This window comes from Myroides sp. DW712, assembly GCF_046557355.1.
In the GTDB taxonomy this organism is placed as follows: Bacteria; Bacteroidota; Bacteroidia; order Flavobacteriales; family Flavobacteriaceae; genus Flavobacterium.
Genome location: NZ_JBKFDO010000017.1, coordinates 58,417 through 70,733, shown reverse-complemented (window position 1 = coordinate 70,733; position 12,317 = coordinate 58,417). Strand labels below are relative to the sequence as shown.

The window sequence follows — 12,317 nt, the reverse complement described above, 5'->3', positions numbered from 1 at the left end:
AATTATCCCTTAACTTTTATTAACCCTTAAGATTTTTTATATTCCATAGAAAATCCCTAAATTTGAATAAAAATAACACTAATCTTTAAATAATACGAATTATGGCTTTCGAATTACCGCAATTACCTTATGCGTACGACGCATTAGAACCACATATTGACGCACGTACAATGGAGATCCACCATACGAAACACCACAATGCTTATACGACTAATTTAAATGCAGCAATCGCTGGTACTGAATTAGAAGGAAAAACAATCGAGGATATTTTAGCAAACCTTGATATGACAAATGGTGCAGTTCGCAACAACGGTGGAGGTTTCTATAACCACAACTTATTCTGGACTGTAATGAGCCCGAATGGTGGTGGAGAACCAACAGGAGAATTAGCAGATGCTATTGCTAAGGATTTTGGTTCATTTGCAAACTTCAAAGAAGCTTTCGCAAAAGCAGGTGCTACGCAATTTGGTTCAGGATGGGCTTGGTTATGCGTGAAAAATGGTAAGTTAGAAGTATGTGGTACTCCAAACCAAGACAACCCACTTATGCCAGGTGTTGCTTGTGGTGGAACTCCAATCTTAGGAATGGACGTTTGGGAACATGCTTACTACTTAAACTACCAAAACAGACGCCCTGACTATATTTCTGCTTTCTTCAGCGTAATCAATTGGGCTGAAGTTGCTAAACGATATGCAGCAGCAAAATAAGACATAAAGAGTAAACTCTTTTAATAATGAAAGGGAAGTATCGCGGATACTTTCCTTTTTTTATTTGAATAAATAAAAATTCACTCGTTTTCCTTCTAATGTTATCCTTTTTTTTACCCCCTCCCTACTCTATTTTTTTGTAATTTCCCCTTCTATTACTCTTAATCTGTTCCACATGCAACTAGACTACGAACCAGAAAGCCTAAGACATAAATCGAAAAGGAATTACCTCATCATTGGATTAAATATTGTCATGCTCTTTAGCTTGATTCACTTTCTCCCTTATGAGCCTCAAGTCAATAAAGGACTCGCTTTACTTGCTTTTGTAGCCGTTCTTTGGTTGACGGAAGCCCTACACGTAACGACTACTGCTGTTTTTGTTCCCGTACTCGCTATAGGTTTAGGGTTAACGGATGTGCAACCTGCCCTTGTCTCTTTTGCAGATCCTAATATCTTTTTATTTTTGGGAGGATTCGTCCTCGCTGGCGCTTTACATGTACAAAAATTAGATTTGATTATCGCCGGCAAGATTATGTACCTAGCCAAAGGAAGACTCGCACATGCCATCTTTTATTTGTTTCTCGCTACGGCAATTCTATCCATGTGGATTAGCAATACGGCTACTGTAGCCATGATGCTTCCCTTAGTCACAGGAATTTTAAGTCAATTGGATAAATCCCAACACCGCAATACCTATGTCTTTGTTTTACTGGGAATTGCTTATAGCGCGAGCATTGGTGGAATGGGAACCATCGTAGGAAGTCCACCCAACGCCATTGTTGCCTCTCAACTCAATCTATCTTTTGCGGAATGGATGAAAATGGGTTTTCCCATGGTGATTATCCTTCTTCCCCTGATGATTGCTGTCATCTATTTTGTCTTTAAACCTAAGCTCAACCTGCGATTCGAACATCAAATGGACGTGATTCCCATGAATACAGACCGCTGGATTACCCTGGGTATCTTTTTATTAACAGCTATTTGTTGGATTCTAAGCAACCAAATCAATCCCTTATTTGCTGCTTTGGTTGGATTTGACGGCAGCTTCAAGAATTTTGATACCTTTATTGCTCTAGGGGCGTTTATACTCATCTGTATTAGTCAGGTGTCCCGATGGAAAGAATTGCAACACAACGTCGATTGGGGTGTTTTACTGCTCTTCGGAGGAGGATTAACCTTAAGCATGGTACTCAAAGAATCAGGAGCGAGTAAAGTAATGGCCGATTTACTCGTTGCGCTGATTCACGACAGTTCATTTTTTATCATCAGCCTAATCGTTGCCTTCTTTATTGTGTTCTTGACAGAATTTACCTCCAATACCGCTAGTGCGGCACTTTTGGTTCCTATTTTCTTCTCAATCTCTCAGGAATTAGGTATGCATCCACTAGGGCTATCCATGATTATCGGACTCGGTGCTTCTTGTGCCTTTATGCTCCCTGTAGCCACACCACCCAATGCGATTGTATTCGGCACCGGTGACATTCAACAAAAGGAAATGATGAAAGCAGGGTTTATCCTCAATATATTTTGTGCAGTGATTATCGCTGTGGTGGCTTACTTTTTTTGGTTGGGGTAATTCAAACGAATTAAATTCACAAAAAAAGCACCAATCTCTCGATCAGTGCTTTTCAGTATCTAAACAGTTTTTTTATTAATACGGTTTCTCGTCTCTACCTTCAAAGTAGTTGATGAAGGCGCGGTTTACTACACGATTTCCTCCTTTTGTAGGGTAGTCTCCTGTGAAGTACCAGTCTCCAAGGTTTTTTGGACACGCTTTGTGTAGGTTTTCAATCGATTGGAACACAATTTGGATTTCCGATTTAGTCCCTTCTTCTGTTACCATTTGTGCAATCTTAGCTGAAATCTCTTCGTCTGTGAAAGGAGCATAAATCTCTTTTACGTAGTTGATGACCTCTTCATCTTTCAAGCCTAGTTGCGCTTTCGATTTTTGATATACTTCTTCTACGATATGATACATGTTGCGTTCTTTCAACATTTCGATTACCGCTTGGAAAGCAATTAATCCTTCTAACTTTGCCATATCGATACCGTAGCAATCTGGGTAACGTACTTGAGGCGCTGCTGATACTACGACAATACGCTTCGGATTTAAACGATCCAACATGCGGATGATACTCTTCTTCAACGTGGTTCCACGAACGATACTATCGTCAATGATTACTAGGTTATCCGTAGGTTTAATCACGCCATACGTCACGTCATAGACATGAGCTACTAAATCATCACGACTGCTGTCATCGGTAATAAACGTACGCAATTTTGCATCTTTAATGGCTATTTTTTCCGTGCGTAATTTAACCGATAATATTTCTTGTAATTTCTCCTCTGTCAAGGCTTCTTTGTTCTTCAAGATATCCGAAATCTTGCGTTGGTTCAAGAAATCCTGTGCACCTTCAATCATACCGAAGAAAGAGGTTTCAGACGTATTCGGAATATAAGAAAAAACGGAATTATCCGTGTCATTTTCAATCACATCTAACACTTGTGGAAAGATAAGTTTACCCAAGTCTTTGCGTTCTTGATAGATATCGGCATCATTCCCTCTTGAAAAATAGACACGCTCAAACGAACACGCTTTTAATGGAAGCGGCTCTAAGATTTGCTCAAAGTGTACACTTGCATCTTTCTTTACGATAATAGCTTGTCCAGGTGTTAGTTCTTTAATATCTTCAAATGGCACATTCAAGGCGGTTTGAATCACAGGACGCTCACTTGCTACCACAACGATTTCGTCATTTTCATAGTAGAATGCTGGGCGAATTCCCGCTGGATCGCGGAACACAAACGCATCTCCATGTCCTAACATTCCTGCCATGGTGAATCCACCATCCCAGTTTTTCGAAGCTCTTCTCAAGATACGAGCAATATCTAAACGCTCTCCAATAATAGGCGATGCTGTTTTTTTCGAGAATCCTTCTTGCTTGATTTTATAGTATAGGTCATCGATTTCATCATCTAAGAAGTGACCGATTTTTTCCATTACGGTAATGGTATCTGACATTTCTTTCGGATGTTGACCTAAGCGCACTAAATCGTCAAACAACTCTCTAACATTCGTTAAATTGAAGTTTCCTGCTACGATTAAATTGCGGTGCATCCAATTGTTTTGACGCAAAAAAGGATGTACACTTTCGATGCTGTTTTTTCCAAAAGTTCCATAACGCACGTGACCTAAGAACACCTCGCCTAAATAAGGGATGTGTTTTTTTTGCAAAGCCGCATCCGCTGCATATTCTGGATGTTCTTCCATTTCTGCATTAATGCGTCCGTTGATTTGAGCAAAAATATCTTGAATCGGTTGTGCTTTATTTGAACGCACACGACTAATATAGCGTTCTCCAGGTTCCATATCGAGCTTAATACTCGCCAAACCTGCTCCATCTTGTCCTCTATTGTGTTGTTTTTCCAATAGTAAGTACATTTTTTGGATGGGATAAAAGGCACTCCCGTATTTCTCTTTATAGTAGGATAATGGCTTCTTTAGTCGTAAAAAAGCAATTCCACATTCGTGTTGTAGTGCGTCGCTCATAGTGTGTTGTGTTGTGTGTTATCATTAAAAAAAGCCCCACGACGAGGCTTAGTATGTTGCATGTTTATTTGAGTTCAATGTCGAACTGTGTTAACATTTTAAATTGCATTAATCTTTTTTTCATTTCGGCTTCTTCGAGCTGCTCCATGCGCTGTGTTCCAAATTCTTCCACACAGAAGGAAGCTAGATTGGATCCAAAAATAATGGCATTCTTCATACATTGAAAGGATATACTTCCTCTTTCTGTTAAGTACCCAGCAAATCCTCCAGCAAAAGTATCTCCCGCTCCAGTTGGATCGAAGACTTCTTTTAACGGCAAGGCTGGTGCAAAGAAAACATCTTTCCCTGAAAACAACAAGGCGCCGTGTTCTCCTTTTTTAATTACGACATATTGAGGACCCATTTCGTGAATGACTTCAGCTGCTCTAACTAAGGAGTATTCTCCTGATAGCTGACGCGCTTCTTCATCGTTAATGGTAATCACATCGACTTGCGTCAATACTGATTTAAGTTCCTCTAAGGCGCAATTCATCCAAAAATTCATGGTATCTAACACCACGAGTTTAGGTTTCTTTTCCAATTGATTCAATACGGATTGCTGAATAACGGGGTGTAAATTCCCTAACATCACCACATCTGCCTCTTTAAAATCAGCTGGAACTACTGGATTGAAGTTTTCTAATACATTTAATTGAGTATCTAAGGTGTCCCTAGCATTCAAATCGTTGTGGTATCTACCACTCCAAAAGAAAGTTTTTCCTCCTGGCACCACTTCAATACCTGTTGTATTGATATTTTTACTTTCTAGTAAGGCAATATATTCTTTCGGAAAGTCATCCCCTACTACAGAGACTATCGCTGATTCTACTTCAAAATGAGAAGCAGACAATCCTATATATGTAGCAGCACCTCCTAATACTTTGTCCGTTTTCCCGAATGGTGTTTCTATCGTGTCAAACGCCACTGTTCCGACGATCAATAACTTGTTCATATTTTTGGAAAAGAAATAAGATGCAAATATAGAGCTTTCCTAATTTTAGAACAAAAATTAATCTTCTTTATTCTAAAATTAACTTACAGTCAAGCCCTTACATTTTTAGATATAGGAAAACACTACGGCAAACATCAGACGAAAATCAACTTATTTTTCTAGTAGTGAAGCACATATCTCCTCTTTGTTGATTTCCCCATACCCCTATTCCTCTAGCTAATACTCGGATCCATCCTCCGCATTTCCTTATACTTTTGCCCTTAGTTTCTCCAAGATTGGTGCGAGTGTACTCCAACAATGCTTCGACAAAAACGCCTTGAGCCAAAGTAAACTCGAAGGATGGTTGGAGAATTGTTGGAGAGGCCCTTACGTATTCTTTGTCTACATTCAGATCAAACACTATATCACCTTTTTATACAGCCCGCATTCTCTTCTCCAAACTAGTACCTTTGTACAGCACAAAAAAAGGTCCAGCTGCTAAGCTGAACCTTTTTCGATTGTATTCTTTAAACTGCTATTCTTTGTTTTGCTCGTAATACTCATCCACTAACAAGTCTTTTTGTTTTCCTGCTTGTACTGCTAAGAAATCGCAACGTTCATTCATGGGGTGGTTGTTGTGTCCTTTTACCCATTGGAAGGAAACTTGATGGCGTCTATAAATGCGTAGAAATCGCATCCAGAGGTCCGGATTCTTTTTGTCTTTGAAATTTTTCTTTTCCCAGCCAAATACCCAACCTTTGGTTACCGCATCTACCACATATTTAGAGTCAGAAACAACTAATACCCGCGTTTGAGGATTTTTTAATTTTTCTAACCCAACAATGACCGCGAGTAACTCCATACGGTTATTGGTCGTTAATCGATATCCTTGCGAAAATTCCTTAAACACCTGGTGACCGGCCCATTCTAGTACCAAACCGTATCCTCCTGGCCCAGGATTTCCTTGTGCAGATCCGTCAGTATAGAGGATAACTTGAAAAGATTGACTCATTTTTATTGTTTCGCTAGCAACTGTTCAATGACAATTGGAAAATGTTTGTATTCTAAAGCTTGCACCGCTTTAGCGATGTCTTCCGCAGTATAATGTGATTCTACAGGTGTAGTAGCTTGTAAAATAACAGCCCCCTCATCGTAATTTTCATTGACGTAGTGAATGGTAATTCCGGTTTCTGCTTCTTTATTGGCTAAAACAGCTTCATGTACAAAATGGCCATACATTCCTTTTCCTCCATATTTAGGCAATAAGGCTGGATGGATGTTAATGACTTGATTGTGATATTTTTTTACCAAATCTTCAGGAAACTTCCACAAGAACCCCGCCAAAACGATTAAATCCGGTTGAAAAAATTCCAATTTTTCTGCTAACTCGCCGTTATTCAGCTTATTTTTATCAAAAATATAAACAGGCACCTTTCTTTTTTCCGCTTTTTCTATTACTTTAGCATGAGGGTTATTAACCAAAACGAGGTATTGATTGACAATTGAATTATTTTCAAAGTAATTGATAATATTTTCAACATTAGTACCTGAACCAGAAGCGAATAGCGCAATTTTTCTCATGTTATAAACAGTATTTAAGGTGGTAAAACACTTTATTCGAGTACAAAAAAAAGAATAATTACTGACAATAAACAGAAAAATAGTATTAAGTATTAATTATTTTTATAATTTCGCACTGACAATTAACATGTATAATCAGGATATAAAATAAAGTTTTTTATTTTTGCCCTAGGAAATTAAATTTTAAAATTAAAGATTATGTCAGACATTGCATCAAGAGTAAAAGCGATTATCGTTGACAAATTAGGAGTTGACGAGAACGAAGTTGTAGCAGAAGCAAGCTTCACTAATGATTTAGGAGCTGATTCACTAGACACTGTTGAGCTTATCATGGAGTTCGAAAAAGAATTCGATATTCAAATTCCAGATGATCAAGCTGAAAACATTGCTACAGTTGGTCAAGCTATCTCTTACATCGAAGAAGCTAAGAAGTAATAACTAATAACCCACGTGTTTTAAAACACGTGGGCGTTATTATTTTTTTGACATACCTACTTTTTAGAATAGACAAAAGGACAGATTCACACGTATAGTGATCTGATAAACAAATATAAAGCTACCCAATGTTTCCTTTTACAAAAGTGAAAAATTGGGTTTTTTTAACTTATTAAACCATAATATTTACTTTATGAAATTAAGGCGAGTTGTTGTAACAGGTTTAGGTGCTCTTACTCCCATAGGGAATAATATCCAAGAGTATTGGAACAGTCTTATTAATGGCGTAAGTGGAGCAGCTCCGATTACACATTTTGATGCTACAAATTTCAAAACCCAATTTGCGTGCGAAGTAAAGAATTTCAATGTAGAAGATTTTATTGATCGCAAAGAAGCACGTAAAATGGATCGATACGCTCAATTAGCCATGGTTAGTGCTGATGAAGCTGTTGTAGATTCTAAATTAGACTTAGAGCATATAGATAAAGATAGAGCTGGGGTTATTTGGGGTTCAGGAATTGGCGGATTAGAAACATTCCAAAATGAGGTTACCGACTTCGTGAATGGAAATGGAACACCGCGATTCAATCCTTTTTTTATTCCAAAAATGATTGCTGATATTGCAGGGGGACACATTTCTATTAAATACGGGTTGAGAGGTCCGAACTTCACAACAGTATCGGCTTGTGCTTCTTCTACGAATGCTATTATCGATGCGTTCAACTATATCCGTTTAGGTATGGCTGACATCATGGTAACAGGAGGTTCTGAAGCTGCAGTTACGATTGCAGGTGTGGGAGGATTCAATGCCATGCATGCTTTATCTACAAGAAACGATAGTCCTGAGACTGCATCGAGACCTATGGACAAAGACCGCGATGGTTTTGTACTAGGTGAAGGTGCTGGAGCATTAGTGTTAGAAGAATACGAACATGCAGTTGCACGTGGAGCAAAAATCTACTGTGAAATTGGCGGAGGCGGAATGTCTGCAGATGCACATCACTTGACTGCACCACATCCTGAAGGATTAGGCGCAACCAACGTAATGAAAAACTGTTTAAGAGACGCTGGACTTGAGCCAAAAGATGTTGACGTGGTTAACTTACACGGAACGTCTACTCCATTAGGAGATATTGCTGAATCAAAAGCTATTTTAAATGTTTTTGGTGATCACGCGTATTCAATGAATTTAAACTCGACCAAATCCATGACAGGTCACCTTTTGGGAGCTGCAGGAGTGATAGAGGCTATCTCTGTTATTTTATCGATTGAACATGGAATTGTTCCGCCAACGATTAATCACTTTACAGATGATGATCAAGTAGATGCGAAACTAAACTTTACCTTCAATACGGCACAAAAAAGAGACGTAAAAGTAGGAATGAGTAATACCTTCGGTTTTGGAGGACACAATGCTTGTGTACTAGTAAAAAAGTTAGATATTTAATCGCACAACGTAATGTTGAGTCATGTATTAAATAAAATATTTAAAAATTCCCGTTCAAATCCAAAGGACGGGAATTTTTGTCGTAAGATATCTCAAATCACTACGACTAAGCCTTTGGATATCTCCTACTATACGTTGGCGTTTACCCACCGTTCAATGAATCTTGTTGACAATCAGGGACATCCCATTAATTACGAACGCTTAGAGTTTTTGGGTGATGCCATGCTCAATGCGGTCATTGCCTCTCATTTGTATTTGGAAGTACCTAGTGGAGATGAAGGCTATTTAACCAAGATGCGCTCAAAGATAGTTAGTAGAGAAAACTTAAATACCATTGGCAAGAGTTTAGGTTTGATCGATATTGTAGCCAGTAAAATGGGTAATCAACAGTTTGGCGAAAACATTCACGGCAATATCTTAGAAGCCCTTATTGGTGCGATCTACTTAGACCAGGGATATCCTGCTTGCGAGAAATTCATCCATCAACGCTTGATATCTACTATTTCTGATATCCATGTTTTAGAAACTAAGATTACGAGCTATAAGAGCCTGCTGATCGAATGGTGCCAAAAAACAAAACACTCCTTTAAATTTGATGCCTATGAAGAAGCCTCCAATGAAGAAGTGAAATATTTTGGCGTTAAGTTATTCATAGACAACAAACTAATAGCAAAAGGAAGGGCTACTTCCAAGAAGAAAGCGGAAGAAAAAGCTTCGCAACGCGCATATTTCGCTTTGCAAGAAAAAATAAACCATTAATTTGGGGAATCAATTAACATTTACTTAATCTTTCTTCTAAATACCTACATATTATTTGAATTATAAAAGTTGTATCTTTGTATCTAACGAATAAACAAATGGGACCAGTAGTTCTAAGATTAGAAGATTTTGAAGCTGAAAACTATAGTCTGATAGCGATTCACTCCTCGCGCAAGGAGGATTTTAAAGTTACCTATCTTATTAACACCATTCTAGGCCTTTATTTAGAGCGTACAACGCTTGATGTTGAAATTGAAACCGATCAAGGCTTAGCTTCCTTCTCTTTATTTGAATATGATGATCCAGATTATCATGTATTATGGAAATTAGTATCAAATAAAGCTTTTATACTTCCCGAGTCACAAATGGCTTCTCCCCTTTTTCAATACGTCGTTTCAACCATTAGCAAACAAGGGTATCTCTTACCAGAACACAAAACGGTAGATTACTTCCTGAAAGTTGAAAATACAGATGAGCAATTTGAAATTGGCACAGTCATTGAAAAATTAAAATCAATAAAAGTAATTTCTACTGCATACGAAATCCGAGTAGAAGCGATTAAATCAAAAAACAACCTAATTTTTTAAAAATATGGTAGCAAAAAAAAGAACAAAAATTGTAGCAACGTTAGGACCTGCATCAGGGACAAAAGAAGTGTTGCACAACATGATTAAAGCAGGTGTAAATGTATTTAGAATTAATTTTTCTCATGCCGATTACGCCGATGTACAAGAGAAAATCGACATCATTCGTGAATTAAATAAAGAATATGGCTATACAACCTCAATTTTAGGTGATTTACAAGGACCTAAACTACGTGTAGGAATTATGGCAGAGGATGTAGTTGTACATCCTGGAGACACGATTACCTTTTCAACAAAAGAAGAATTCAAAGGAGATGCACAACGTGTATACATGAACTATAAGCAGTTTCCCAATGATGTTAATGCAGGAGAAACTATTTTATTAGACGATGGAAAACTAATCTTTGAAGTGCTATCGACGAATAATACAGATGAAGTGGTAGCAAAGGTGATTCAAGGTGGGCCCCTAAAATCTAAAAAAGGAGTCAACTTACCGATGACGAAAGTTTCATTACCTGCTTTAACGGAGAAAGACATCAATGACGCTATTTTTGCCATTAAAGCACAAGTGGATTGGTTGGCTCTATCTTTCGTCCGTACACCTGAGGACTTGTTGGACTTACAAGAAATCGTGAAACAACATTCAGAACACAAAATTCCAATTGTAGCGAAGATCGAAAAGCCAGAAGCAGTGAAAAACATCCACAAATTAGTGGCCTACTGTGATGGATTGATGGTAGCTCGTGGAGATTTAGGTGTAGAGATTCCAGCACAAGAGGTTCCTTTGATTCAAAAACAATTGGTTCAAATAGCTAAAAACGCTCGAATTCCAGTAATTATCGCTACCCAAATGATGGAGACGATGATTTCAAGCTTAACGCCAACAAGAGCAGAGGTAAACGACGTAGCGAATTCCGTGATGGATGGAGCGGATGCGGTTATGTTATCAGGAGAAACTTCAGTAGGAAGCTATCCTGTACAAGTTATTGAGAAAATGACTCAAATTATTCAAAGTGTAGAGAACTCTGCTTTGATTAATGTACCTCAAAGTCCACCAACAATCAAAACAAACCGTTATATCACCAAAAACATTTGTTATCACGCGGCTTTAATGGCGAACGATATTGAAGCAAAAGCAATTTGTACCTTAACGAATAGTGGTTATACAGCCTTTCAAATTTCTGCTTGGCGTCCAAACAGTGATATCCTTGTTTTTACGTCGAATAAACGCATTTTGACGCAGCTAAACCTCCTTTGGGGAGTTCAGGCTTACTATTACGATAAATACGTAAGTACAGACGAAACCATTGAAGATATCAACAATATGGTAGTAGAAAAGAAACATGCCGTAAAGGGAGATATGGTCATCAATTTAGCAGCGATGCCAATCGTTGAAAAAGGAATGGTAAATACCTTGAGAATTTCAGAAATTAAATAGATAGTATTGGAGATGAGTTACCAATAAAAAAATCGAGGGAATCATACTATGATTCCCTCGATTTTTTATGTTGACGGTTGACAGTTGACGGTTGACAATTCACAGCTACCATATAAACTGTAAGCTGTAAACTGTAAATCGTTAACTCTATTACGCCTCCCCTTCCCATTCCGCATAGAACTGCGCCAAAAATCCTTCCATATAACGGTGTCTTTCGGCAGCGATTCGCTTTCCTGCTTCTGTATTCATCAAATCTTTCAGTAGCAGTAACTTCTCATAAAAATGATTGATAGATGTCCCTTTATGCGCCTTGTATTCTTCTTTAGTCATACCAAACCGTGGGGTTTGTTCTGGATCGTGAATGGGATTATTTTGGAATCCGCCATAATTAAATACGCGTGTAATCCCAATTGCTCCAATAGCATCCAATCGATCCGCATCTTGTACAATTTCTAATTCCTTAGAGGTAAATTTCTGATCGAAATTTCCTCCTTTATACGAGATATTTTCAATTCCTTTAACCACGTGTTCCACTACAGCTGGTTCATAATCTAACGATGCTAACCAGGCTCTCGCCTTTCGTGGCCCCACAGTCTCATCTCCATTGTGGAATTTACTATCTGCAATATCGTGTAATAAAGCAATCAGCTGCACAATTTCTGCATCTGCCTCCGATTCAAACTTCAGAATATGAAGCGCATTGCGATGTACCCGTTCGATATGGAACCAATCGTGTCCTCCTTCTGCCTGCTGTAGCTCTTCCTTCACATAGGCAATTGTTGCTTCAATTCTTTTATCCATGTTTTGCAGTTGACAGTTGACAGTTTAAAGTTCACGGTTCACTCC

The 12,317-nt window shown here is 38.3% G+C and carries 12 protein-coding genes; 7 read left to right on the top strand and 5 right to left on the bottom strand.

Going from position 1 to position 12,317, the window contains the following annotated elements:
• Nucleotides 1-101: 101 nt before the first annotated feature.
• Together ACLJX0_RS12835 and ACLJX0_RS12830 are read left to right on the top strand one after the other, a co-directional pair.
• Nucleotides 102-707, top strand: coding sequence for a superoxide dismutase (locus tag ACLJX0_RS12835; RefSeq protein ID WP_410880966.1), 606 nt, complete (start codon nucleotides 102-104; stop codon nucleotides 705-707).
• 175 nt (nucleotides 708-882) lie between these two features.
• Nucleotides 883-2,283 carry an SLC13 family permease gene (locus ACLJX0_RS12830; protein ID WP_410880965.1) on the top strand — a complete coding sequence of 467 codons (1,401 nt, stop codon included), beginning with the start codon at nucleotides 883-885 and terminating at the stop codon, nucleotides 2,281-2,283.
• 75 nt (nucleotides 2,284-2,358) lie between these two features.
• Here ACLJX0_RS12830 and ACLJX0_RS12825 read toward each other — a convergent pair whose 3' ends face one another.
• The 4 genes from ACLJX0_RS12825 to ACLJX0_RS12810 all read right to left on the bottom strand — a co-directional run bounded on the left by ACLJX0_RS12825 (nucleotide 2,359) and on the right by ACLJX0_RS12810 (nucleotide 6,808).
• Nucleotides 2,359-4,257, bottom strand: coding sequence for an amidophosphoribosyltransferase (locus ACLJX0_RS12825; RefSeq protein ID WP_410880964.1), 1,899 nt, complete (start codon nucleotides 4,255-4,257; stop codon nucleotides 2,359-2,361).
• Between the two features lie 64 nt (nucleotides 4,258-4,321).
• On the bottom strand, nucleotides 4,322-5,248 hold the full coding sequence (locus tag ACLJX0_RS12820) for a PfkB family carbohydrate kinase (protein ID WP_410880963.1): 927 nt from the start codon (nucleotides 5,246-5,248) through the stop codon (nucleotides 4,322-4,324).
• Between the two features lie 514 nt (nucleotides 5,249-5,762).
• Nucleotides 5,763-6,239 carry a ribonuclease HI gene (gene rnhA / locus ACLJX0_RS12815; protein ID WP_410880962.1) on the bottom strand — a complete coding sequence of 159 codons (477 nt, stop codon included), beginning with the start codon at nucleotides 6,237-6,239 and terminating at the stop codon, nucleotides 5,763-5,765.
• Nucleotides 6,240-6,241: 2 nt separating this feature from the next.
• The gene (locus tag ACLJX0_RS12810) at nucleotides 6,242-6,808 is read right to left on the bottom strand and encodes a phosphoribosylglycinamide formyltransferase (protein ID WP_410880961.1); all 567 of its coding nucleotides are present in this window, start codon (nucleotides 6,806-6,808) and stop codon (nucleotides 6,242-6,244) included.
• 198 nt (nucleotides 6,809-7,006) lie between these two features.
• Here ACLJX0_RS12810 and ACLJX0_RS12805 point away from each other — a divergent pair, with 198 nt between their 5' ends.
• From ACLJX0_RS12805 to pyk, 5 genes are all read left to right on the top strand, one after another.
• The gene (locus ACLJX0_RS12805) at nucleotides 7,007-7,243 is read left to right on the top strand and encodes an acyl carrier protein (RefSeq protein ID WP_002988156.1); all 237 of its coding nucleotides are present in this window, start codon (nucleotides 7,007-7,009) and stop codon (nucleotides 7,241-7,243) included.
• A 193-nt stretch (nucleotides 7,244-7,436) separates the two neighbouring features.
• Nucleotides 7,437-8,690 (top strand): beta-ketoacyl-ACP synthase II, encoded by a 1,254-nt coding sequence (gene fabF / locus ACLJX0_RS12800; RefSeq protein ID WP_410880960.1) that lies wholly within the window; start codon nucleotides 7,437-7,439, stop codon nucleotides 8,688-8,690.
• 12 nt (nucleotides 8,691-8,702) lie between these two features.
• Nucleotides 8,703-9,449, top strand: coding sequence for a ribonuclease III (rnc, locus tag ACLJX0_RS12795; RefSeq protein ID WP_410880959.1), 747 nt, complete (start codon nucleotides 8,703-8,705; stop codon nucleotides 9,447-9,449).
• Between the two features lie 98 nt (nucleotides 9,450-9,547).
• Nucleotides 9,548-10,036, top strand: a complete 489-nt coding sequence (locus ACLJX0_RS12790) for an IPExxxVDY family protein (RefSeq protein WP_410880957.1) — start codon at nucleotides 9,548-9,550, stop codon at nucleotides 10,034-10,036.
• Nucleotides 10,037-10,040: 4 nt separating this feature from the next.
• A complete protein-coding gene (gene pyk / locus ACLJX0_RS12785) occupies nucleotides 10,041-11,471 on the top strand; it encodes a pyruvate kinase (RefSeq protein ID WP_410880955.1) in 1,431 nt (476 codons plus the stop codon).
• Nucleotides 11,472-11,621: 150 nt separating this feature from the next.
• Here pyk and ACLJX0_RS12780 read toward each other — a convergent pair whose 3' ends face one another.
• Nucleotides 11,622-12,272, bottom strand: a complete 651-nt coding sequence (locus ACLJX0_RS12780; RefSeq protein ID WP_410880954.1) for an HD domain-containing protein — start codon at nucleotides 12,270-12,272, stop codon at nucleotides 11,622-11,624.
• Nucleotides 12,273-12,317: the final 45 nt, after the last annotated feature.